We start from the raw sequence: 25,462 nt of genomic DNA on the forward strand, positions 1-25,462 counted from the left end.
TCCTGAGCCAGGATCAAACTCTCCAATAAAGTATTGAAAAGAGCGATAAGCTCATTTTGAATCTGACGAGATTAAACATCTCATTTGTGTTCCGGTTTTCATACAGCCAGATGACATGTACCAAAACCTTCACGTCATTCTGCAAGCAGAATGTTTACTCACTCGTTGTTCAGTTTTCAAAGATCAAACTTGTTCTCGCTGCTGTAACCAGTTCGTTCCATCAACTCTTATATAATATCATGTCCAAACCAACTTTGCAAGCTCTTTTTTTCAAGTTTCTTTCGAAGCTTGTTTTCAATTGCTTGCCGCACCGTGTAAGCTGTGTTTTCTTGGCCGGAATAAGAATATACCACGTATCACCACCACATGTAAAGCATTATTTTAAAAACATCTGAATAATTCATCATTTTCACGAGAATATGCATTTCAGGTTAACTTTACAGCACTTTTATTCTAATTCGGAAATGTAGTGTAGCAACAATGACCACTTCTTCCGTATACGTTTCTACTTAATCTCGCTGATGTTCCTGAATTATCTTTTCCATTTTAATGACCATATCATTTCATACACGACTCTTTAGCCTTGAGTTCGAGCAATTAAAAGGTTCTGAACTGATCCACTTTTCATCTCACGTTACAGACTCTTATTATAGAAGAAACAAAAAAAGCGAAGCTCGATGTGATATCGTAGCTCCGCTTTCTTCATATATAAATCAAAATTTATTCTCCGCCGATAAACACGTAACGGCATATAACGATAATGGCTAGCACCCACATTAACCAATGCACTTTCACTTTACGCTCAGTAACCAAGTTACTGAACACAGCCAAAATAACATAGGATACGATCCCTGCAGAGATCCCGTTCGCAATCCCGCCTGTAAATGGCATCAGTACAATAGTAAGGAATGCAGGGAAAGCCTGCAGAAAATCATCCCACTCAATACTACGAACTTGGCTCATCATAAGTACCCCAACAATGATCAGAGCCGGAGCCGTTGCAGCAGAAGGAACAACCAAAGCAAGTGGCGCGATAAACAAAGCAAGAATGAACAACAGACCTGTCGTTACCGAGGTTAACCCTGTACGCCCACCAGCTTCAACACCCGAAGCACTTTCAACATAAGCCGTAATCGTACTTGTACCCAGTGCCGCACCTGCGCTGACACCGACAGCATCGACGAGCATGGCTTTACCAATCGTTTTCTCACCTTTAGCTTTATCCTTCATAATCCCCATACGTGTTGCCGTTCCAACCATCGTACCGAAGGTATCAAACAGTTCAACGAATGTGAAAATGAAGATGATTTCGAACAACCCAAGGCTAATTGCACCTTTCAGATCAAGTTGCCCGACAGCCAGGTCACTGAAGTTAGGCAGCCAGCTTGCACTGGACAGACCACTTAAATTGGTTACCCCCATTGGAATACCAATCAGCGTCGTTGCTACGATACCAATCAATAAAGCACCTTTAACACGCATTACCATAAGGACCGCAATCAGTAGCAAACCAATCAACGCGAGTAATGCATCATGATGTGTAATAAAGTTCCCAAGAGACAAGTTGAAGCTGCTACCTGGGATCGGCTGGCTCAAATCTGCATCCGGTGCAACATTCACGGTTACTGCCACCAGATTGGCGAGTTTAAAACCGATAATCGTAATAAAAAGACCGATACCTACGGTGATTGCCATTTTAATGGATTGTGGAACCGCAACAAGAAGCATTTGCCGAACTCGGGTCACGGTCAGAATAATGAACACGATACCCGAAAGGAATACAGCACCGAGGGCTGCCTGCCAGCTGATCGCACCATTGGAGCTCAAAACCACGGTCATAAAGTATGCATTCAAACCCATACCCGGAGCAAGTGCAATCGGAACGTTCACGAACAATCCCATAATAATTGTCATCAATCCAGCGCCGACGGCTGTTGCAAAGAATACTGCATTGTCGGACATCCCTGCCCCATTTTGTCCTAAGAACAATGTGTTTACAAAAAGAATGTAAGCCATTGTCATAAAGGTGGTCAGACCCGCAACAATCTCCGTTCTAACATTCGTTCCGTTTTCTTTGAGTTTAAAGAAACGATCCATAATTCACTAACTCCTCCTTAGAGATGTTGAAGCCATAAGTTATATTGAAAAACGACAAATGACCCTGAGAAGTACTTTCCCCAGAGTTCAGCTTGACCAGAAGCAGGCACACGGCCCGTTAACCAAGAACAAAAAAAATTCTAATGTGCGCGGGTGATGTCCCACCGCAGTCATGTAGAATTCATGTGCTTAGCCTGCTCCTCTTCGTAGCCAGATCATTAGGGTGATCTCGTAGAGACTCCCGGGCCAATCCCCAGGATTATACGAATTAGTATGCGCTATTTGTTTGTTTCCCATCATCATTTTAGGAGGGAGCTTCTATTTTGTCAATGATAAAAACGAATGTTATATCTATATCATACAATTAACGTTCGTATTATTTAACAAATCAAACCAGTTTAGCGATTTACATACCAGATAAATATGCAATTGATAACGGATTCAAGGCCGGATATGTTCATATTTTCATTTTCATTCAAGGAAGATAATCTTTCTTCAATTAGCTACCCATTGCAATTCAGTTACAGTTCTAAATTAAGGCTTATTGCTTTTCCGGCACCTACGCTGCGCTTCATTTTGTTACATCTTATACCGATATATTAGGGGATAAATCACTTATACTGGAGGTTAAGAAATGTTTTTCTCAAAAAAGATAATTTTAGGGTTTCTTGGAATTACCCTTGCAATGGCAGGCATAGCGAACGCTGCCTCCGCCGCTGAGTCAGGAGAATTATCCGTAACCCTGACAGGCAGTTCTACCATAGTTCCTGGTGATGTCGAGTGGGTAGATCTTGCAATCTCTAACAGCCTAGATACTCCAAAAATTAAATCGGCAACTATCGTTTTGAGCTATGATGAAAACATGTTTACCCTTAATGAAGAGGATGAAGAAGACGGATTACTCCGATTTGATGAGAAGTTAAAAAAATACATATGGAGAGATGATACCTTTTACATCCCAACCCGTCAGTATGAAAACAAAGACAACTATACCATTCAAAATCCTTATCCTGAGGACCTTGTCCCAAATGATGGAAAACGGGAGATTGTATTTTCAATTACAGCCAAGGATGGTCATTTTCTGGATTCCGCAGCAGGCGATCCTATTGTATCCTTCACGCTTATTACTAAGGAAAGTAGTTTGAATATGCAATCTTCCATTCAGGTTCTTAGGGATAAGACGGTATTGACTGATGTTGCAGGAAACATAGTAAAAGATTATAAAACAGCCTCAGTAGATGTTTTGATAGCTTTACCTAAAGAAATTTTTATCGTAGAGGGAACAATGCGGCCCAGCTTCTTACCATTCATCTTCCCTATTAAAACAGGGCAAGAATTGAATGCACTCGCCTACTTCGAGAATGGAGATGTATTCTACATAACAGATGCTGCAAAATGGGAGTCAAGTAATCCCGCAGTGTTAAAACCACATGGAACTGGCAATGTTCAAGCTGTCGGTCTCGGTACAGCGAATTTAAAAGTCACTTATGGTTCCGTCACTGGTGAACATGAAGTTAAAGTGGTGACTGCTGCGACAGCAGCCAAATTAAATGAAGAACCCCAGCCCTATGCTTCGATCATTAGATCTGATGTCAAACCGGAAAAAATCAAAATTATCATTAATGACAAATTAACGCACACCGGCCTTCTCTACACTGGAACAGTGTATATTCCAATTCGTTCTGTGAGTGAAGCATTCAATGTTTTCATAGGATATGACCCTGTTAAAAAATTACCGCTTCTCTTTGGGAGTCCAATCACACAATCCAGAAATTTTGCAGGCACAGCTTATGTTGAGGCCAAAAATCTTCCTTCATTACTTGGCGCCAAAGTAGTCAAATGGGATAACAAGAATAAAACCCTATATCTCGAGTACAATCCAAAGAAAGAAGCTTTCAAATAACAGATTTTAAATTTAATGATATCTCTGAAAACTCCCTTTGATTGCATCTTATTGCAGACGAAAGGGAGTTTTTCACCTTTCAATCTATGAAATCCATGCGATAAAAAAATGCCGAAAAACTTGGATAACCAAGCCCTTCGGCATTTCATGATATTAAGTTTTAACGTGCTGTACTAATCTATTCCCACTCAATCGTTGCAGGCGGTTTGGAAGTTACATCATAGACGATACGGTTTACGTTGTCCACTTCGTTAACGATCCGTACGGAGATTTTCTCCAGTACATCCCAAGGGATACGTGCCCAGTCGGCCGTCATACCGTCGATGGATGTTACGGCACGGATACCCACAGTGTAGGAATACGTACGTGCATCACCCATAACGCCAACACTCTTCATGTTAGGCAGGGCGGTGAAGTATTGCCAGATTTCGCGGTCAAGACCGGCTTTGGCGATTTCTTCACGCAGGATGTAGTCGGAATCACGAACAATTTTCAGCTTCTCTTCCGTCACTTCGCCAAGTACACGGATCGCAAGACCTGGACCTGGGAAAGGCTGACGGTGTACGATTTCGTCTGGCAAGCCACACTCCGTACCTACTTTACGAACCTCATCCTTAAACAGGGTGTTCAATGGTTCGATCAGTTTGAAGTTCATGTCTTCTGGCAGACCGCCCACGTTGTGGTGGGATTTGATAGTTTGAGCTGTTGCTGTACCACTTTCCACGATGTCCGTGTACAGTGTACCTTGAGCCAGGAATTCGAAGTCATCGAATTGCTTGGACTCTTCATCAAATACGTAAATAAACTCGTTGCCGATAATTTTACGTTTTTGTTCTGGATCATCCACGCCAGCCAGCTTGGACATGAAGCGTTCTTGTGCATCGATTTTGACAACTTTCATATCGAACTTGCCGACAAATGTCTCCATTACACTCTCTGCTTCACCTTTACGCAACAGACCGTGGTCAATAAACATACATGTCAGCTGATCGCCGATTGCTTTGTGCAACAATGCTGCTACAACGGAAGAATCCACACCGCCGCTGAGTGCGCACAACACTTTGCCGTCGCCTACTTTTTCACGAATATCTCTAATCGTGTCATCAATGAAGGTTTCCATCGTCCAGTTGCCTTCGCAACCACAGATTTCGAACAGGAAGTTACGAATCATGTCGTTACCGCGAACGGAGTGACGTACTTCCGGGTGGAACTGCACTGCATACAATTTGCGCTCATCGTTACTCATCGCTGCGATTGGCGCACTTTCCGTTCCTGCATCCAGTTTGAAGCCCGGAGGCAATGTGACAACGTGGTCACCATGACTCATCCATACGGTATGTTCACCTTCGATACCTTGAGCGAGTGCTGCACCGGCAGCAAACTCAAGATCTGCTTTGCCATACTCACGCTTCTCGGAACGTTCTACTTTCCCTTCAAGCTGCTGAGCCATGAGCTGCATTCCATAACAGATACCAAAGATTGGCAAGCCCAGGTCATAGACACCCGGATCAACGTGTGGTGCATTTTCAGCATATACGCTGGATGGACCACCAGAGAATACGATTCCTTTTGGCGCCATTTCAGCAATTTTCTCCGCTGGTGTGTTATACGGCAAAAGCTCGCTGTATACGCCAAGATCCCGGATTCTTCTGGCAATTAACTGGTTGTATTGGCCTCCAAAGTCAAGGACAACCACAATTTCATTTTGCTTATTCATTACCGTGCCTCCCTCAATTCAATGAAACTAATTATACGCAACGACAAAACCTACCGTCAAGGAAAGACGAAACTCCATTTTTCAGGCAAGTAACGGGAAGATGTGACATAAAGCGACAGTCAATGCCATTCCTTAAGGCGAGTCTACAGGATGAAATTTTGTTCAATATACCATGCACATATGCTCCACCTCATGTGTACTCTTATAATTGGATAAAAGAACCGATTTCATCCGTCGGGTGGGTAGATTAAAAGCCACCGTAAAGTCATCGTTATCAGTGAAGATGGTAAGTTGGTATTAAAGTAGCAAAGCAAATGTGCCAAGAGGCAGCGCCAAAAGCATCTCAACACGCTAACGATCACAGCGAACCTTATTTCGCATGCTAAGCGGTGTTTGAAAATCTAACGATCCTCAGAAGCGCTATTTGGACTAAAACTACCAAAAACCAGGTTCGTTTACCTCCGCTCCGTTGCACCTCGATAGAGTGTAGTGGTGTAAATTAAAAAATCTCGTTCACCCTTGGGCAAACGAGACTGGTCAGAAACTTAGCGCTGGCGTTTGGGGGAACGCCGGGCCAGGCGAAGTGCCCGGCGCAAAAAATCGAGACTGTCCGCGCGCAGCGGACGGTCTGGCCCGTATAGCAGCCGCTCCCAGTCGGCTGCAAAGCGCGCGATGTCCGCGCCGTCCGTGCCTTCGGCCACGGCGGGTGACGCTGCGTATTCCCGCAGCGTCATGCCCGGCGGCCGCGGGCCGTACCGGCGCGCAAGCGCGTGCCAGACCGGAGCGGCAGCCTGTAGCAGCCGCTCGCGGTCCGGGAAGCTGCTGCGCGGCCACGCCAGCAGCAGCCCAAGCCGCAGCGCGGGGCGAAGCCGCCGCGTGCAGGCCCATGCAGCGGCGCATAGCAGCGCCGCTGCCGCAAGTGCCGTCGCGGCCGACCACGGCGCCGCGACAAGGGCACGTGCGTGCGCGGCAAGCCAAGCGCCCGCACACTCCAGCCCGCTGCCTGCACCCGGCAGCGTGGCTTCGTCGTCTGGCTGCGCCGAGGCGACCCCTGCGGCGCTGGCATCCAGAGCCTGCGCCGAATCAAACCCCGGCGTAGCCTCAAACGGCACCCAGCCCACGCCGGGAAAATACACCTCCACCCAGGAATGGGCATCCCCCTGGGTGACAACCACTTGCCCCGGGTTCTGCGGGTCCGCTTGTCCTGGGGCGTAGCCTTTCACCCAGCGTGCCGGGATACCCTCGGCACGAAGTAACACAACCATGGCGGTGGAAAAATGGTTACAATACCCCGCACGGGTCACAAATAAAAAATCATCCACAAAATCCGTCCCTCGTGGCGGCATTCGGGTATCCAGCGAGTAACGGGCATTCGCTTTCAGATAACTGCGCACGGCCTGCACAGCATCATACCGTGTTGTACTTGAACCGATGATCTCGGTAGCAAGGTCCCTTACCCTTTGCGGAAGTGTATCTGGAAGCTGTAGATCCTTTCGGCGAATAGAGGCAGGATCGGATGTATTTTTCCCGCCAGCATGATTCTGTTCGCTCACGCTAGAGTCCTTGCCTTCCTTGGCAGTACTCTTCCCATCCAATCCTGCACGTTGCCGAAGCTGTTCCGGTGTCACATTCGGCACCATCACATCTACCGTATAATGCTGGACAAGCTCATTCCTGTCCCTTCCTCCTGCAAGCCACAAGGTGCCCGTATCTTCATTAGAGAGCAGTCGCTTCTCATTTTTTTTATTAAGGACATCACCATCTTGAAAAGACAAACTTACCGGTAACCCTCCCGTAAAAAGTGGATTCGGACCACGCCACTCCCGTTCCATCGTGATGATCTGACGAACACGCTGCCAGTACGGATGCTCCTCCCATCCATCGGAACGTAGCAGATCCGATGAGTTAACATAACGGAAGCGCTGCTCCGTATCACTCCAGGCACTGCCATTGTAGTAAGAACGGGTCTCCCCACGCCAATACGTAGAGACAGGCGTTTTCGCTAAAAATACAGGTTCATTCCCTTGTACCAGAGGTGCCCCCATAGGTGCATCAACGGTGCTATATCCCGTCACACTCAGAGAAGCCGGTACACTGCCTGAAGGAATGTATCCTGCCCATCTAGCCAAACGTTCGACCGTATCCATAACAGAGAGTTGTCCGACAGGTGACACAACACTGAGCCGTGCAGGAAGTGTAGATATCAACACCACACAGACCGCCGTGCCCACAGATACAGCCATCCAATATAGATAAATCTTACTCCGTATCCGATGAGCGCTGTTCTTTTTACTTCGTGCCGCCTTGTTGTGAGTGTTTGGATGTACACCTTGGTTTTCGCCTTGGTTTGTAATCTGGTGTTTACTTTGCTTTATGCCCTGGTTTGCACCTTCGTTTGTACCTTGTTTTATACCTTGAAGTACACCTTGGATCATGCCTCGATTTTCAGTTTCATGTGCAATTTTCTGATCCTGCGCATTCCGTTCATGACCTGTGCCTTCCGAAAGGCGCAGCAGGTGAAGCATGCCCTGGATGCACAGTAACCAGCATACCGAACGAACCACCGAGCCATAAGCATCATATCCGACAACAGTCTCCAGCAGGATCAGATAAACTAATGTTCCCGTGCCAAACAGAGATATGCTACGACGAAGCAATACCAGGTACTGTACCGAGGCGAGTAGCATGCTCCAGCCGCACAACATAAATAACCCTCTGGTTTCCCTGCTCATCACACGAAAACGTCCTGTATCGATCCACTGTCCCAGATCAGCATTAAGTATCCCCGGGTAGGATAAGCCCCATTCGATCGGATGACTGCCCCCGTACATTACACACAGTGCAACGTATATCATAGGGATGCGTAGCGCAATACTGGCCATCCAGCCTGTACGCAGCAGGCCAACGGATAGAAGGATGGCTGAATAGCCAACCATGACAGCCGAAAATCGCTCACTGCCTGCTTGACCATCAGATGTCACAGGATATATCCATTCCATGCACAATACGAGCAATCCCGCTGTGATAAGCCATAGATATAACACAGGAGTTGTTAGATACATAGACGAAAATAACGGCGAATTCAATTCCGATCGCTGTGTCTGCACTGCCTGTCCAGACAGAACTGCAGATTCGGGCTGCTGTTTCATTTTACGCTCCCACATCAACAATCCCTGCCTTTCCGCCATGCCAAGACCCAACGGTTCCAACAGACTCCTGATAGACAATCTTTACCCCTTTGGATACAAGGCGTTCAGTCCACACTTGCGAACGGTTGGCCTTTACGACTGACGAATTCAACACAGCTGATGCACCAGATTGTTCCTTCCCGTCACCCGCCGTTCCCCTCATCTGTCCGCTCATGGTTAGATGGACTCTCGCCTGGAAGCCAAGTGCCGACGCATATTCAAGCCATGCAACCAATCGTTCATCCAGCTGTCCGGTAAAGACCAGAATACTTGACCCGTATGGAAGATGCTCCAGTCTGTCAACGCCAAGTTGCTCTCCAATCGATCCCTGTTCCTGATGTAAACGTGCATAAGCAAGCCGTCTTAACGCATAGTCCAGACTGTTGGCTTGTTGCCCGTGAACACTCCGGCTTCCACCAGCATCATTACGACTACGGTTTGTTTGTGCTTCATGCCTTGCGTCCTCTTCTAACGGCATGTCCTGTTTACTTGCGAGTTCATCTCCACTTAACCAAAGCTCACAAGGCGTTTGTGCATCTGTTGCCTCACGTACCCAACTCGCCGCACCAAACACTGCTCGTTCGAACACTTCGTGACTTTCCTGACTACGTCCTCCCGCCCCAACCCCCTCATATCCTGAGTACTCTTCGTATACCATGATTGCGAGTGAGGTACTTTGCGGCATATCAGGAAGCAGCGTATGCAACTTTCCGCTTCTCGCTGAGCTTTTCCAATGAATTCGGTTAAACGAATCCCCCTGTTGATATTCACGAATTTCTGTTCCGGGTATACCTTGCAATGGATGTTGCACTCCCACGCCTTCGCCATGATCCGTCCAGACTTCCGGCCAGATTGATGTTGCAGCATTCCCGATACCGGGCACCACCACAACAGGCTCTTCACCCTTAATTGTGGTGTAGGCTCTGCTCCACCCAAAAATATCCCCCCAGTATACTCGCCCTTCCTGCCAAGCATGTACTCCTCGGGTAAGACCTGTTATCTCATACTGATAAGACCATCGTCTTTTCAAGCCTGGAAAAAGCAATTTACGATGTATACCCCCAGGGGTGTTATCGCATACCACGAGCCATAATAGTGGAAGCAGACACCTCATCTGTAACTCAACCCGGACGCGGATACTTTCTCCTGCTGTGATCTGCCCTTGTCGTAAGTGTCTGTTTATAACAATCTGACGGGGACCAAACACTCGCAGGAGTATTCCATATATCACAACAAGCACGGATACCGTTGCCAAGAACAACGCTGATTTTCCACCATGCCAGAAATAGAGACCACCCAGAAGAACAGCCATTAATATTTGAGCTATACTTCCGCGAAACACTCTCATGCGCGTCGTCCCCTTCCCTGCCCACTTATCTGCACGGGTACAGGCACAGAAGACAATACTTCACGGATGACTTGCTCTTGCACTGCGCTTCCGTCCGCTCTATTCATTGATTTCAACTGAATTCGGTGGGCGAGAACCGGTACAGCGAGGGATTGCACATCATCCGGCACAACGTAACTACGACCTTGTAAGTAGGCATAAGCCTGCACAGCCGTCATCCAGGCCAGCGTTCCCCGGGGACTGATGCCGAGTCTTACGGCGTCATGACTTCTCGTAGCCACAGCGACAGCGACAAGATATTGCTTGATCACGGCATCCACATGTACCTGCCTCACTTCACGTTGCATGGCCACCACTTCTTCAGCCAGCATAATCGGACGCATGTTCTCCAGCATATCCTTGCTACGCTCACGAGAAAGCAGTTCTACCTCCTGCTCCGGCTCAGGATATCCCAGTGTAATCCGCATCATGAAGCGATCCAACTGTGCTTCCGGCAAACGATAGGTGCCTTCAAACTGCAACGGGTTCTGTGTTGCAAGCAGCAGAAACGGCTTCGGCAATACGTGAGTTGTGCCGTCTACGGTCACACTGCGTTCCTCCATGGCTTCCAATAACGAAGACTGTGTACGGGGAGATGCCCGATTAATCTCATCCGCAAGCACGATATTGTTCATCAGCGGCCCCGGTCTGAAGCTGAACTCTCCTGTAGGGGCGTGATATATAGATACACCCGTCACATCGGCTGGCATGACATCGGATGTACATTGAATGCGCCCCATCGCACAGCTTAATGATGAAGCCACGGTGCGAATCAGCATCGTTTTTCCTGTACCCGGTACATCCTCCAACAGAACATGGCCTTCACTAAGCATTGCAGCAATGATATATTGAATTTCCTGTTTCTTGCCAATGATTACATCAGCAATTCGATTGCTGAGCCTTTTTAACAGTTCGGTAGCATGATCATGCTCTATTCGCACTCTGGTCATCTGAACCACACTCTCCTTCCTTGCCTATGAATCGTAATTATCATAATCTATGATTCATTGTTGCCCGGAAGTAGAGAGAATAGTCAGATAAACTGCTGTTTCTTTCAAATTATGCTATAAAAATGCCCATGTTCCATAGACTTCCAAGGTGGCTCCACGGTGATTACCCACTCACTGTCCTTGGATTGGACTGTATACTGCTTTGCTCCAAGCTGCTCTATCAAATCACCTGCTGACACCCAGATTGTGCCTTCACGGCTCTCCATCACAGCTTGAACCGTCAGGCCATCCTGATCATGCAATCGCTTGGACGTCAATGTACCCATCGCCGGGTTAATTTGGACTATGCGATCTTTCCACCATGTGGTTGCAGTACCTGAGGTTTGATCCCAGCTTATACTGCCTTCCAGCTGGTTCATATAACTTCGCAAGGGAACCATTATCGTCTGGTCTTTGAAGCGATATTCGTCCGGCTTGAGTTCGACGGTCATATATCCCAATTCAATTTTGAGCGGTTTGGCTACGATCCATTGCGCAGCGTTTGCGTTTACATGTTTGGCAATCCAGCTAGCAGATGGAGACTGGCGAACCTTATATTTCACCGCAGGTTTGACCTGGAATTGCACAGGTTTGTCTGAAGCCTGCATCACTTCAAAATGATACCCCTGCTGTTTGTAGTAATGAATGATATCCGGCAGTGCCTTTACTGTCTCGGCATGCGCACCTCCATCATGCATCAGCACAACAGCAGAAGACATTCCTGCTGGCACATCTGTTGCACGAGCGACAATGTCGCTAGCGGGCACATTTCTCCGCTTGGAATCACCGCTGTCTACGTTCCAGTCCATGACAGCGTATCCTCCCTTTTTCAACAGATCAAAATACGTATGGTCAAAATGTCCGTATGTTCCACCAGGCGCTCTGACAAGTGCAGGGCGAAAGCCTACAATGTTGTTAATGATATCTTCCGTGCGCTTAATCTGCTGCCAGAACGTTTCAAAGTTCCGGTACAACTCGTTATATTCATGGTTATATGTATGATTGCCGATGGCATGTCCTTCACTTACGATTCGTTTGATCATTCCCGGCATACGTTCTGCATGCTCTCCCAGCACATAAAAAGTAGCAGGAACATCCTCATCGCGTAAAATATTCAATACCTCAGACGTATGTTTGCCCGGGCCATCGTCAAAGCTCAAATAGACAACCTTGTCTGATGTTTTACTTTTCCCCGCTGCTGCGGCAGACGGCACGCTTGCTCCGAACATATCTGTCAGCAGTAATGCAGCGAGAGTAAACCATATGGATAAACACTTCCACATACGTACCTTCCCACAGGAACGAGTTGAAGTTTGCTGCTCCATAAGTTGTCCATTTCGTTGCATCATTTCGTGAGATTCCTGCGCCATTTGTAATTCACCCTCCAGCACTCTATTGAATTTGCTGATAGACTTCAGCAGATTTGTTAGAATTATATGGAGGCAGATCGCAAAAAAGACATCATTTTATCTATTATTTTGCAACAAATAACCTTGGCTTCGATATGGGATTATTGATTCTTAATCAGCAATTCGGTAGCATTAGGAAATAACGAACATGAAACGGGCAACCATCTACTTCTAAAGCCTGATTCATATGACACCATCAGGAGTGTGAATCTATTGGAATTACTTGAGAAGGTCCAGCAGCTATTTGGGTCTTACGGATACAGTGTATTGTTCTTCGGCCTGCTACTGGAGTTTATTGCACTTCCCTTCCCAGGCGAAACGACGATGGCATATGCGGGTTATTTGTCCTACAGAGGTCAGCTTGATTTCGGTACACTTGTCGTCTTAGCGTTTCTCGGGACAACGATTGGCATGACTATTACGTATTTCATCGGAGCCAAAGCCGGTCTACCTTTTATTGTGAAGTATGGAAGATGGTTTTTACTTAAACCGGACAAGCTGGACAAAACGCAAAAATGGTTTGCTAAGTATGGATACGGTCTGATTTTTATTGGATATTTCATTCCCGGTGTTCGTCATTTCACAGGGTATTTCTCTGGTATTGCTGCAATTCCGTTTCGCAAATTCGCCCTATATGCTTACTCTGGAGCCTTGTTCTGGGTTGTGTTATTCCTTGGGATCGGTAAGGTGTTCGGTCCTAGCTGGAGCGCTGTATTCACACTCGCCCATCAATATACAGCATACATTCTTGCCCTAGTTGCATTGCTTGTGATTGCTGGCATCGTCTATCGTTACCGCAACGCCTTGTTCGCTCGTTCCCGTCGCAAGCATTCCCCCGCTCGTCAGCGTCAAAAACAAAATGCGGACTAATGATGAGTCCATCTCCCCTTTATAAATATAGAAGCCGTGAACATACGGCTTCTTTTTGTTTGCTTTTATTGGGATATGAAGACCAAATATCCTTTCATTCATATTTTTTTCATAAACTAAAACACTCCCGGTCATACTACTTGCAAATAAAGGATGTTTGAGGGGGAGAAATGGATGGCTACAGATACTCAAATTGCACACGAAACGCATGCCATTCATCCGGATCTGGCTGATAATATTGCTTATTGCAAAAAGATGATGGGAAATAGCAATGACTTGATGATTCGTCCATTACAAAGCATGCACAAATGGCCTTCGATGCTGTTATACATTGATGGGCTTGTCGATACACAGGTGATCAATCAGGCTGTCCTGCAACCCTTGATGCAAGTGCGTAACTTGCCTGATTTCTCAGCGGACGATGAACACCTGAGCTATCTTCAGAACGATGTTCTTACCGCTAGCGAAGTGCTGTTCATTGATGATATGGATGATGTGTTGAAAGCGATGCTGGCCGGTGAAGTCATTCTGCTACTGGACGGCTCTACTCGGGGACTCAAAATTGGCGCTGCTGGTTGGGAAGACCGTCCTGTAGGTGAACCCGTTTCTCAAACCGTTGTACGTGGTCCAATGGAAGGTTTTACGGAAAATTTGCGTACGAATACCGCACTGATTCGCAAGCGTATTCGTGACCCGCAGCTTTGGATCGAGGAGCGTGAGATTGGACGTGTCACCAAAACTCGTGTATCAATAGTATTTCTCGAACATACGGTCAACGAAGATGTTGTTGATGAGCTCCGCAGACGGCTGGATGAAATTGATATCGACAGTATTCTGGAGAGCGGGTACATCGAAGAACTGATTCAGGACAAAACCACGACAATCTTTCCGACAGTTTACAATAGCGAACGTCCAGATACGGTTTCTGCAGCACTGCTCGAAGGACGTGTTGCAATCATTATAGACGGTACACCCTTTGTACTGCTTGTGCCTGCATTATTCATGCACTTTTTTCAATCTCCTGAAGATTATTATCAGCGTGCCGACATCAGCTCTCTTGTTCGCTTGTTGCGATATTTGTCGTTTCTGATTGCCATGCTAGCTCCATCCTTTTATATCGCTATTTCGACATTTCATCAGGAGATGTTACCAACTACCTTGTTGATCAGTCTGGCTGCACAACGGGAAGGTGTCCCCTTTCCAGCTTTTATTGAAGCCGTTCTGATGGAACTGACCTACGAAATTTTGCGAGAAGCGGGCATTCGAATTCCGAGAACGGTCGGACAGGCCGTATCCATCGTAGGCACACTTGTTATCGGGCAGGCCGCGGTAGAGGCAGGCGTTGTGTCTGCAGCGATGGTTATTATTGTTTCTATAACTGCCATTTCCAGCTATGTCATTCCGGAGAACGGATTATCTATTTCGGTTCGTATTTTGCGTTTTATTCTGATGATAGCGGCGGCGGCGTTTGGTTTCTATGGCATTCTGATTCTGCTGCTCATTACGCTGACTCACCTTTGCAGCTTGCGCTCTTTTGGGATCTCTTACATGTCTCCTTTTGCGCCCTTCATTCAGAATGATCTGAAAGATACGCTGTTCCGTGTTCCCTGGTCGCATATGAGAACTCGCCCATTATCCAACGGCACTTCAAACGTAACCAGGCAGAAACGTAAAAAAAACAAGCATTAGTGAAGGCAGGAGAAAAGGTTATGATGAAATGTTTACGTGTCATGCTATCCATCATCGTTATACTGCCGTTACTAAGCGGGTGTTGGGATCGCCAGGAGTTGAATCAACTCGGGATTATGCTGGGTCTGGGTGTAGATCGAGACGGTGACCAGATCAGGGTTAGTGCACAGGTTGTTGTGCCTCGTGAAGTCGCCAAAGGTCAAGGCGGCAATGGAACACCCGTTACCCAATATCAAGCCAGCGCCCGCACACTGCTGGAGGCTATTCAGAAGCTTACCCAGACAAGCCCGCGTGCCATTTTTATGGCTCATATCCGGGTGTTGGTTTTCGGAGAAGAGTTTGCACGCAAAAACGGTATATATGATGTGATCGAAGCTCTTTTAAGAGAGCCTGACGTGCGTCCGGACTATTATGTAATGATAGCTCGCAAAACAACGGCTTCTAACATTTTGAACGTACTCACACCACTAGAAAATCTTCCGTCAGAAAAACTGTTCAATGCACTCGATATTTCTGCTAAAAGCTGGGCTCCAACGACAACCGTGACCAGTGACAAGCTGATGCAGTATATTCTCACACCCAGCATGTCCCCTGTTATTACTGGTATTGAGCTTGTTGGAGATCAAGAGAAAAGCGGTGAGACCAAAAATGTCCAGAGTATCGAACCCCCGGCTACTCTTCAATTTGCCGGTCTCAGCGTGTTTCAAAAAGACAAACTGATCGGTTGGCTGAATCAGGATAACTCCAAAGGCTACAACTATATTCGGGACAACGTGAAATCAACGATTGGCCCAACCAAATGTCCAAAAGGAGGTTATGTCACCCTGAAAACGTTGCGTACCTCCACCGACCACAAAGTCAAACTGGTTCGGGGCGAACCCCAAATCAGTCTGAAAGTCAACACCGTCTCCGTTATTGGTTCCGTAGATTGTGAGATGGAGATCGGTTCAATGGAGGCCATCAAGCAATTGGAGCAACTGGCACAGGATCGGATCGTTGAACTGATGAAAGGAACGGTGAGTCTCGTTCGCAGTAAATATAAAGTGGACATCTTCGGTTTTGGACAAGACATCTATCATAAATATCCGAAAATCTACAAAAGAGAAGAAAAGAACTGGGATAAGTACTTTCAAAATTTAGATGTCACATATGAAGCAAACGTACAGATCCGTCGTATAGGGACGTTGGATAATTCATTTAATAAAAAAGCCAAGGAGTGAGCACGCTTGCTGCTAACGATTGCAGTTGTCATTGTCGGGTGCCTGATGGGGGTGATTGATCTACCTAATTTATGGAAAAAGAAGGAATGGAAAGAAATCACCGTCTATTCCTGTTTACTGCTGACAAGCATCTTTTTTGGTGTTGTCGCGGTGAATCTATGGGAGTTTCCAAGCCCGCTATACATTATCATCTGGATTTACAAACCCGTGAATCAATTACTGGCCTATATTACAGGGAGTTAGCCAAAAGGGAGTTGACAACATGCTGGAACAAGGTCGCCTTGGCATTAGACAATTATGTATCTTGACCATTTTGATCATTGCCGGTGACATGATGATGATCTACCCCTCGGTTATCGCAACCTTTTCGGGGCAAAATGCTTGGCTTTATGCTTTTATCGGTGTTCCTCTTGGCATGGGGTTGATGTATCTTTTCGTCAAACTTGCAGACACGTATCCCAATGAAAATTTGATAGGCGTATTTCGCAAAATCCTTGGATTTTGGCCAGGTACGGTGTTAGCCCTGTTCTACCTGATGTATTTTATTTTTAGCTCTGCAGCACAATCACGGGTCGTTGGTGATTTCATGACCAGTCAGATTTTTTTGTATACGCCCATTCGGGTTGTGCTTCTTATTTTTGTAATCCCCATCGGTTGGGCTCTATATAACGGACTAGAGAATATTGGTCGAAGCAGTGAAATACTCGTACCTATTATTACTACTTTCATGTTTATTTTAGTGGTCTTTTTGTTGCCCGAGGTACAATTAAACCAACTTGTACCCTTTACGGACACCACCTTCAGCCAGTTTACGCATGGGATTGTGATCGGTTTTATCTATCCGGTTGGTGAAGCCCTTCCCATTCTGATGATCCTCCCCTATGCAAATCAAGAAGCCCATCGTACTCGTGATCTTATGATATCTGCCGGATTTGGCAATCTGCTCATGGCTATTCTGGTGACGATCTCCATGCTGGTTATGGGACTTTTTCTTACACAGCACACGATCTTTGGTTCATTTGTATTATCCCAAAAAATCAATATAGCCAACTTCTTTCAACGAATTGAAGTGCTCATGGCCTCGTCCTGGCTGATATCCACCTATTTTAAATCCACCGTTTATCTGTATGCCTTTGTTCTTGGTATCGCTGAACTTTTTCGCCTTAAGAGCTACCATTTTCTCATTCTGCCATGCGTACTGATTGTATATGCGCTATCTAACCTTGTGACACCCAATATCGTTTTTTTTAACACAACGGTCATTCCCTATTGGCTGGAGTGGGATTTAACGGTGAGTCTGATCTTACCTGTCCTGCTGTTAATCATTCATCAAATCAAGTCCAAATTATCATTTAATAAAGGCAGAACTTAAAGATAATCGAAGGAGGGTACAGATCATGCTCATCAAAGAGAGACTTACCGTGCGGCAATTTGCAGTCCTTGCCTTTATGGGCATGATTGGAGATATGATGCTAATCTACCCAACATTACTTACTTACTCTGGAAGACAGAATGCTTGGATCTGCTCGATCGTCTCCCAAGGTATCGGCATGTTGATCTTATGGCTTTCCTATAAGCTGCATGAAGCTTACCCCGGACTTACACTCATCGAGATCTGTTCCAAAGCACTTGGTAAATGGATAGGTGCAATTTTGGCTGCCGCATATCTGTTTTATTTTCTGATGGGTTCAGCTATATGTATCCGTGAAGTTGGAGATTTTATGACAACTCAGGTTTATCTCCATACTCCCATTCGGGCTATCATTCTTCTTTTTGTTATAGCCCTAGGTTGGTCCGTACTGAAAGGATTGGGCACGTTCGGTAAAATGGCAGAGATTCTGGCCCCCTTCGTTATGATCAGCTTGATTATCCTAATGCTTTGTTTGTTGCCCAAAATGGAAGTATCGAACATCCAGCCGTTCTTTGATACTCCCCTGTTTTCATTTATAAGCGGGAGTGTTCGAGGGGCTACAGCTTCATATGGAGAACTCATTATCATCACCATGATTTACCCCTATATTACTCACGGCGTGCATAAGCGGCGAGAGCTGTTATTAGCCGCATTACTTGCAGGAATCATGTTAACCCTCATTCTCCTTACCTCTCTACTTGTGCTTGGAGCTGAACTGACAGAGCATAATATTTATGTATCGTATATTCTTGCACAAAAGATTAACATTGGCGGCTTCGTTCAACGAATTGAAGCCATCTCTTCGACAGCTTGGCTCGTGTCTACCTACTTTAAAACTTCGCTATACACGTTTGGATTCATTCTTGGACTTGCACAACTGTGTCGTCTCAAATCTTACCAGCCGTTAATTCTGCCAACGATGCTCTTGTTATTCGGTATGGCTATTGTGATTTCGCCGGATGTCCTCTTCTACACCCTCGGCATCATGTACGCCTGGTTCGATTGGGATTTTACGGTCAGTATTGTCATTCCAGCTTTCCTACTACTGATTCACCTTATAAAAAGTCGATTTAAACAACGTAATAATGCAAGTACTCTTTCGCAGAAATAAACAGACTACATCTCAATGGGAGTCGTGTCCATAGATGTAGCCTGTTTATTATTTTTGACCATGCCCGCTTCGTGCATGGCTCGTTTTATTTTCACAAGATCGGAACCGATGGATTACAGCCCTTTTACCGTCTCCAATGCCTCTTCGATATGTCCCTTCACGCGCACCTTTGTCCATTGTTTAATCAGCTTGCCCTCTTCATCCAGCAGGAAGGTGGAACGCACAATGCCCATGTACTCCTTGCCGTACATCTTCTTCAGTTGCCATACGCCGAACTGCTCTGCAACCGTGTGCTCCTCATCCGATAACAAGATAAAAGGCAGTCCGTATTTGGCAATAAACTTGTCATGTTGCTTCATCGGATCAGTGCTGATCCCCAGGATGACTGTATTCAGCCCTTGAAAATCCTCATGTCGATCCCGAAAGTCACAGGCTTGTTGCGTACAAGACGAGGTCATATCTTTCGGATAGAAGTAAATCAGAACTCGCTTGCCACGAAAATCAGACAGCTTCACAGACTCACCTGTGCTTGATGGCAGTTCAAAATCCGGAACTTGTACACCTTCTGTTAAAGTCATTTTCATGTCCTCCTTGGAATTCAAGTTATATGATCCTTCAGATTTGCGTGAAGTAATCCTGTAAGCAGGGTCAAGACCCCGCTCCCCGATACCGCTTCACACCGAAGTTCCACAGGGTAAGGCCAATCGTTGCAAAGACCAGCCCCATGACCGGAGTGAGCAAAGCCATCCGATGCATCTCTGCTCGCTCTAGGAACAGCGCTGCCGGATAGATGCCAACAAAGGCAAACGGGATAATCCAGGTGAGCAGTACTTGAATGGCTCTGTTATAGATTGTTACCGGATAACGTCCATATCCTTGAATATTGTACATCAGCGGCAAAATACCTGTCGGCGCATCCGAGTAAAAGGATAGTGACGTCAATGTAGTATAGATACCCGCGTAGATTAGCACTGAACTTAGTGCCAATATAATCAATGCAGGGATGTGCCACCATTCCAGCACGAGCCCCATCTCTGCACCACTGAAGATCATAATGATTAACCCGATGAACGAACCTACGAGAGAGGGCGGGTCTACATTTTCCAGCAGAATCTGAAACAGGTTGTGTGCCGGTCTTGTCAGAATGCGATCCATCTCACCTTTGACAATGTAACGCTCGCTGAACCCCCACAGGTTGATAAAACAGCTAAAGATGCCGTATGGCACCATAAAGTACCCGTAAACAAATAATACTTCCGCCTCACTCCAACCGCCAAGGTTGTCGGTATGCCGGAAAACGACAAAGATAAAGATCAGATTGGTCGCCTGAAACAGCAGATCCGAGATAATCTCTACCCAGAAGTCGGCGCGGTACGTCAGACGTGTCTTCATGTAATTTTTCAGATATTCCCAGATTAGACCCATATAGTACATTCGCTTATCCCCCTTGCACGAACAGACGCTTGCGAGCCTGCCGCCAGATCAGCACCATGGGTATGAGAAGCAGGACAAACCAGAGCACCTGAATCCCGAGTACATTCCAGATGCCTGTGCCTTCCACTCTGCCAGTGAAAACCGAGCCGGGCAGATACGTGATCGCCTGAAACGGCAGCACCTTCATGATCGTGGACAACCAGTCCGGGTACAAACTGATTGGAATGATCAGGCCTGAAAAAAGATCGACTACCACACGTTTCATACGCATCATACCTTCGTTATTTTCCACAAAAAACGCCGCCAGTCCCGTAATGACATTAATCTGGGAATTAATGATGAAACTGAAAAACAGCATAACGAGAAAACCGATCCATGCCGAAGGCGCTGTTGGAAGCTCCACCGGGAACAGCAGGATGGCAATAATCATGCCCGGAATCATGAGCAACAAGAAGCGGAAAATACCTTCGCCAAGCCCCTGCATCATTTTGACCATCACATAGTTAATTGGCCTTATAAACTGAATCGCAATGGAGCCATCCCGAATGTCGGCGGCAATCTCCCGGTCCAGATTGTTAAAGTAAAACGCACGCGCCATCCAAGAGACAGCAACATACGTTGTCATCTGTGCTGCCGTAAAACCGCCAATCTCTCCGCTGCTTCCATAAATAGCTTGCCACGTAAAGTAATACACGCCAATATTCAGCGTATATATCAAAATGCCGGAATAATAATTCACTCGATACGCGAGCATCGTCAGAAAACGAATACGCATGAAATCGATAAATGCACTGTTCATCTTAGGTAGCACCTACCGCTTCTTTATCTGCCGACACAATCTCCGGGCGCTCAGCCGAACCGGACTGGTAGATACTACGTACAATCTCATCCGTGTTGGTCTCAATGATCTGAATATCCGTAATATCTGCCTGACCGACCACACGTGCCAGAACATCCGAAACGTTCAGTTCCAGCGGAATCCACACGGAGGCCGACAATTCGTTCTCCACGGTCCACCGCACAGGCATCGCCGCTGTCCATTCCTGCATCTGATTCATCGTATGACCTGTACCGAATTTGAACCGAACCTCACGCTCTGTGCCCCACTGGGACTTGAGATGATCCAGACCTCCATCATAGATGATACTTCCCGCATCTAACATGATGACTCGCGAACATAAGGCTTCGATATCCTGCAAGTCATGTGTCGTAAGCAGGATGGTTGTACCATGTTGCTCATTCATGTCTTTCAGGAACTCGCGGATTTCCGACTTTACCACGATATCCAGACCAATGGTCGGCTCATCCAGAAACACAATGCCTGGATTGTGCAGCAAGGCCGCCACCAGTTCACAGCGCATCCGCTGACCGAGACTAAGTTTGCGCACCGGGCGACTCAGCAACTCCTGTAATTGCAAACGCTCAACGAGCTCGTCCAGCCGTTTACGGAAGTCCTGCTCCCCAACACGATATACTTTGCGTAGGAGATGAAAAGATTCAATGACACCGATATCCCACCATAACTGGCTACGTTGTCCAAACACTACACCAATATTTTTGACAAACTTCTCCCGTTCCTGATACGGAACATACCCACCTACCGATAAATGCCCGGATGTAGGCACCAAAATGCCGGTCAACATCTTGATCGTTGTTGATTTGCCGGCACCGTTCTCTCCAATATATCCGCAGATTTCACCTTGCGGTATCTGAAATGAAATATCATTCACAGCCAATACTTCCTGGTATTGACGTTTGAACAGATCCTGAAACGCGCCCTTCAGCCCACCGCGGCTTTTCTGGACATTAAACGACTTTCGCAAATCTTTTACATCAATCGCCAGCATGTTTATACCTCACTTGGATTTTGTTGAAATTGCTTGTAGCCCAAAAAGAAATTATAATAGTAACAGTCAAAATTCAGCAAGCTTTAAAAAAAGTTCGAAGTGGCCTCCTCTGCCTTGAGGTCTGGAGGGAAGGCGAACGGAAAGCTTCGACTTATACGCAAACTCAACGCAACTTTACATGTACTGAAATCGTTTATTTTTTATCTCAAATACAAAGGAGCGCTAGCATGACCAGAAAGACGAAGAGAACCCTATGGATCTCTCTTGCCGCCTTCGTGTTAATTGTTGGAGGGGCAGTGGCCTACTATTTCGGTTCTATTCTTAATCAGTTGGATGGATTGCAGAAAAAAGGCGAGGATTCGCCATTTGCCAATATTGAAAATGTAGAGAAAGTGAAGACACCCGACCCTCCGAAATGGGAAGGTACCGAGACCGTGAACATATTGGTTATGGGTGTTGATGCCCGTGGTCTGAAAAAGGGTGAAGTGCCACGTTCCGACAGCATGATGGTGGTATCACTTGACCCGCTGACCAAAAAGATTAACCTGTTCTCCATTTTGCGTGACACGTACATTAACATTGATGGATATGGTAAGGATCGCATTAACACCGCGATTACCCACGGCCCGAACGTAGCGATGGAAGCCGCAAGTGACTTGCTCGGTATCCCTGTTCAATATTATGTGTATACCGATTTCCAGGGATTCATCAAACTGGTTGACGCGGTTGGCGGTGTAGACTTTGATGTCGAGAAGGACATGCATTATACAAGTAAAGCCGACAATAACGAGTATGATATTGATCTGAAAAAAGGCTACCAGCATCTCGACGGCAAAACAGCCTTGATGTATGTTCGTTTCCGTCATGATGCGATGTCTGACTTCGCCCGTTCGGAACGTCAGCGGGAGTTGCTCAAAGCCGTGACCGCAAAAATGCAATCCACGACAACCATTGCCAAACTGCCTTCCATCCTGGAAGAAGTCAGCCCATTTGTGGATACCAATCTTACCCTTTCCGACATGTGGAAACTGGGGGGACTTGGTTACCAAAGCAGTATGAATGGCAGTGAGCAGGTTCCACCAATGAACCTGTTGAAAGAGGAACGCACACCAGGCGGTGCACAAGTTTTGTCCGTAACCAGTGAAGAAAAACTGAAACAACATGTTCAGGACATCATTCATCCACCAGCACAGACAGAAGACCAAAAAGCCAAGGAAGACAAAACGGCTAGCGGTAATGATAAAAACACACAGCAACCGGCAGAGTAATTGAGCTCGTGATATGAAGCAGTATTTGTGCTTTTAGGCAAAGGTATCGATTTGAGCTTTTAGGTTTGAGCTAACTTGGTAAATAGTTGGATGGCTAAAACATCAATCTAATACAGCAGTAAAAGTCACCCTACACGGTTACTCGATAATAGTACTCGCAGCCTGTGACTATAAAATAAACCGTTTATACCATAGCGATGATCTCATTCATTCTCAGAAGGGCAGCCGACATGCTGCCCTTTCGCTATGCCTGTACGCCAAAGTATGCGAAAATAATCATAGCATGTCATTGTTTTGCCGGTTTAAACTATTGGAATCACGAAAGGAAGTTATCTCATGAATACACGTACGAACTCGGAGTTGTTATATACAGAAGCCCTGGAGCATATTGTAGGCGGTGTAAACAGCCCTTCTCGCTCATTCAAAGCGGTGGGCGGCGGGGCACCCGTTTTTATGAAAAAAGCGCAAGGTGCTCACTTCTGGGATGTTGACGACAACAAATATATCGATTACCTCGCGGCATACGGTCCAATTGTGACTGGACATGCCCACCCTCATATTACGAAAGCCATTACGGAAGCTGCTGCGAATGGTGTTCTGTACGGTACGCCGACGGAGCTTGAGATCAAGCTTGCCAAAATGCTCAAAGAAGCGATCCCTTCCATGGACAAGGTTCGCTTTGTGAACTCCGGTACAGAGGCCGTGATGACGACGATTCGCGTCGCTCGGGCATATACGAAACGAAATAAAATCGTGAAGTTTGCCGGATGTTATCATGGTCACTCCGATCTCGTACTGGTCGCTGCAGGCTCAGGCCCGTCTACGCTTGGCATTCCCGACAGTGCAGGTATTCCGACCAGTATTGCTCATGAAGTCATTACCGTTCCATACAACGACCTGGATGGTCTGAAGGAAGCGCTCGAACGTTGGGGTGACGATGTAGCCGCGGTTATGGTAGAGCCGATCGTTGGTAACTTCGGTATGGTTATGCCAGAGCCAGGCTTCCTGGAAGGTCTCTGTGCAATGACACGCGCGAACGGTTCACTTGTTATTTATGACGAGGTTATTACCGCTTTCCGTTTCCACTACGGTTCCACTCAGACGTATGCCGGATTGGACAATCATGCGGAGATTGAACCTGACCTTACTGCACTTGGGAAAATCATTGGCGGCGGCTTGCCGATCGGTGCCTACGGCGGACGTAAACATGTCATGGAGCAGGTTGCTCCACTCGGCCCGGCCTATCAGGCCGGAACGATGGCAGGCAATCCGGCATCAATCTCGGCGGGTATCGCTTGTCTTGAAGTCCTGCAAGGTGCTGGCGTATATGAAGAAATGGAACGTCTCGCCATCGATCTGACTACTGGCTTGCAAGCTTCCGCGGACCGTCATGGCATTGATCTGACGATCAACCGCATTCGTGGCGCGTTCTCCACGCATTTCTGCAATCATCCGGTGACGAATTATGATCATGCACAAGACACGGACGGCGAACGCTTCGCGTCCTTCTTCCGCCACATGTTAAACCGTGGCATCAATCTGGCTCCTTCGAAGTATGAAGCTTGGTTCCTGACCACCGCTCATACGGACGAAGACATTGCTGTCACGCTCGAAGCGGCTGAAGCTTCTTTTAAAGCAATGGCACAGGAGTAAGAGTTGGAGCCATCAGGCAGCCTACAGAGTAAGCGTTGAGCTCTGGAAATAGTACATTGGGTAAAGCGCAGAGTGATGGAGTAGTACATCAGGAAGCGTAAAAGTACATGGTGTAGTACTGTCGGTTTGAGTATAGCGTATGCGTATATTACTGGGTAGTTCATGGCATTAATGCTGAGCCTTCGAGTAGCGGATAGAGTATCGGTAGGACTGAGAAATGGCGAAAAGAGTAGCGACAAAGAAACGAAGCCTAGCCCTTTAGGCTAGGC

At 46.6% G+C, this 25,462-nt stretch carries 19 protein-coding genes and 1 riboswitch; of the genes, 9 read left to right on the top strand and 10 right to left on the bottom strand.

Annotated features, from left to right (window positions below):
• Positions 1-720 precede the first annotated feature (720 nt).
• A complete protein-coding gene (locus H7T88_RS26740; protein ID WP_221791389.1) occupies positions 721-2,097 on the bottom strand; it encodes an NCS2 family permease in 1,377 nt (458 codons plus the stop codon).
• Between the two features lie 187 nt (positions 2,098-2,284).
• A riboswitch (purine riboswitch) is annotated at positions 2,285-2,384 on the bottom strand.
• Positions 2,385-2,731: 347 nt separating this feature from the next.
• On the opposite strand from H7T88_RS26740, the gene H7T88_RS26745 reads away from it, so the two are divergent.
• Positions 2,732-4,000 carry an Ig-like domain-containing protein gene (locus H7T88_RS26745; RefSeq protein WP_221791391.1) on the top strand — a complete coding sequence of 423 codons (1,269 nt, stop codon included), beginning with the start codon at positions 2,732-2,734 and terminating at the stop codon, positions 3,998-4,000.
• 178 nt (positions 4,001-4,178) lie between these two features.
• Here H7T88_RS26745 and guaA read toward each other — a convergent pair whose 3' ends face one another.
• The 5 genes from guaA to H7T88_RS26770 all read right to left on the bottom strand — a co-directional run bounded on the left by guaA (position 4,179) and on the right by H7T88_RS26770 (position 12,651).
• Positions 4,179-5,717, bottom strand: a complete 1,539-nt coding sequence (gene guaA / locus H7T88_RS26750; protein WP_090924524.1) for a glutamine-hydrolyzing GMP synthase — start codon at positions 5,715-5,717, stop codon at positions 4,179-4,181.
• A 545-nt stretch (positions 5,718-6,262) separates the two neighbouring features.
• Positions 6,263-8,926 (bottom strand): DUF4129 domain-containing transglutaminase family protein, encoded by a 2,664-nt coding sequence (locus H7T88_RS26755; RefSeq protein WP_221791392.1) that lies wholly within the window; start codon positions 8,924-8,926, stop codon positions 6,263-6,265.
• Positions 8,868-10,253 carry a DUF58 domain-containing protein gene (locus H7T88_RS26760; protein ID WP_221791393.1) on the bottom strand — a complete coding sequence of 462 codons (1,386 nt, stop codon included), beginning with the start codon at positions 10,251-10,253 and terminating at the stop codon, positions 8,868-8,870. Before H7T88_RS26760 ends, H7T88_RS26755 begins: the two co-directional genes overlap by 59 nt.
• Complete coding sequence (locus H7T88_RS26765) at positions 10,250-11,242, bottom strand: AAA family ATPase (RefSeq protein ID WP_221791395.1); 993 nt, start codon at positions 11,240-11,242, stop codon at positions 10,250-10,252. Before H7T88_RS26765 ends, H7T88_RS26760 begins: the two co-directional genes overlap by 4 nt.
• A 104-nt stretch (positions 11,243-11,346) precedes the next feature.
• The gene (locus H7T88_RS26770; RefSeq protein ID WP_221791398.1) at positions 11,347-12,651 is read right to left on the bottom strand and encodes a polysaccharide deacetylase family protein; all 1,305 of its coding nucleotides are present in this window, start codon (positions 12,649-12,651) and stop codon (positions 11,347-11,349) included.
• A gap of 252 nt (positions 12,652-12,903) precedes the next feature.
• On the opposite strand from H7T88_RS26770, the gene H7T88_RS26775 reads away from it, so the two are divergent.
• The 6 genes from H7T88_RS26775 (at position 12,904) to H7T88_RS26800 (ending at position 18,991) form a co-directional block, all read left to right on the top strand.
• Positions 12,904-13,560 (top strand): DedA family protein, encoded by a 657-nt coding sequence (locus tag H7T88_RS26775; protein WP_154960367.1) that lies wholly within the window; start codon positions 12,904-12,906, stop codon positions 13,558-13,560.
• A 174-nt stretch (positions 13,561-13,734) separates the two neighbouring features.
• Positions 13,735-15,249, top strand: a complete 1,515-nt coding sequence (locus H7T88_RS26780; RefSeq protein WP_221791400.1) for a spore germination protein — start codon at positions 13,735-13,737, stop codon at positions 15,247-15,249.
• 20 nt (positions 15,250-15,269) lie between these two features.
• Entirely contained in the window at positions 15,270-16,469 is a 1,200-nt protein-coding gene (locus H7T88_RS26785) for a Ger(x)C family spore germination protein (protein WP_221791401.1), read from the top strand.
• A gap of 6 nt (positions 16,470-16,475) precedes the next feature.
• Positions 16,476-16,712 (top strand): hypothetical protein, encoded by a 237-nt coding sequence (locus H7T88_RS26790; RefSeq protein WP_221791403.1) that lies wholly within the window; start codon positions 16,476-16,478, stop codon positions 16,710-16,712.
• 19 nt (positions 16,713-16,731) lie between these two features.
• Positions 16,732-17,841: a GerAB/ArcD/ProY family transporter gene (locus tag H7T88_RS26795; protein ID WP_154891947.1), complete on the top strand. Its 1,110-nt coding sequence runs from the start codon at positions 16,732-16,734 to the stop codon at positions 17,839-17,841.
• A gap of 25 nt (positions 17,842-17,866) precedes the next feature.
• Positions 17,867-18,991, top strand: a complete 1,125-nt coding sequence (locus tag H7T88_RS26800; RefSeq protein ID WP_221791405.1) for a GerAB/ArcD/ProY family transporter — start codon at positions 17,867-17,869, stop codon at positions 18,989-18,991.
• Positions 18,992-19,104: 113 nt separating this feature from the next.
• Here the strand turns inward: H7T88_RS26800 and bcp are convergent, their stop codons facing one another.
• The 4 genes from bcp to H7T88_RS26820 form a co-directional block, all read right to left on the bottom strand.
• Entirely contained in the window at positions 19,105-19,575 is a 471-nt protein-coding gene (gene bcp / locus H7T88_RS26805) for a thioredoxin-dependent thiol peroxidase (protein WP_423246160.1), read from the bottom strand.
• Between the two features lie 64 nt (positions 19,576-19,639).
• A complete protein-coding gene (locus H7T88_RS26810; protein ID WP_090924536.1) occupies positions 19,640-20,425 on the bottom strand; it encodes an ABC transporter permease in 786 nt (261 codons plus the stop codon).
• A gap of 4 nt (positions 20,426-20,429) precedes the next feature.
• Positions 20,430-21,224, bottom strand: a complete 795-nt coding sequence (locus H7T88_RS26815; RefSeq protein WP_090924537.1) for an ABC transporter permease — start codon at positions 21,222-21,224, stop codon at positions 20,430-20,432.
• Between the two features lies 1 nt (position 21,225).
• The gene (locus H7T88_RS26820) at positions 21,226-22,272 is read right to left on the bottom strand and encodes an ABC transporter ATP-binding protein (protein ID WP_154891940.1); all 1,047 of its coding nucleotides are present in this window, start codon (positions 22,270-22,272) and stop codon (positions 21,226-21,228) included.
• A gap of 227 nt (positions 22,273-22,499) precedes the next feature.
• Here H7T88_RS26820 and H7T88_RS26825 point away from each other — a divergent pair, with 227 nt between their 5' ends.
• Together H7T88_RS26825 and H7T88_RS26830 are read left to right on the top strand one after the other, a co-directional pair.
• Positions 22,500-23,540 (top strand): LCP family protein, encoded by a 1,041-nt coding sequence (locus H7T88_RS26825; protein WP_221791408.1) that lies wholly within the window; start codon positions 22,500-22,502, stop codon positions 23,538-23,540.
• A gap of 336 nt (positions 23,541-23,876) precedes the next feature.
• Entirely contained in the window at positions 23,877-25,193 is a 1,317-nt protein-coding gene (locus tag H7T88_RS26830; protein WP_145336195.1) for a glutamate-1-semialdehyde 2,1-aminomutase, read from the top strand.
• The last annotated feature ends 269 nt before the right edge of the window (positions 25,194-25,462 follow it).

This window comes from Paenibacillus cucumis (ex Kampfer et al. 2016) (assembly GCF_019748695.1).
GTDB classification, from domain to species: Bacteria; Bacillota; Bacilli; order Paenibacillales; family Paenibacillaceae; genus Paenibacillus; species Paenibacillus polysaccharolyticus.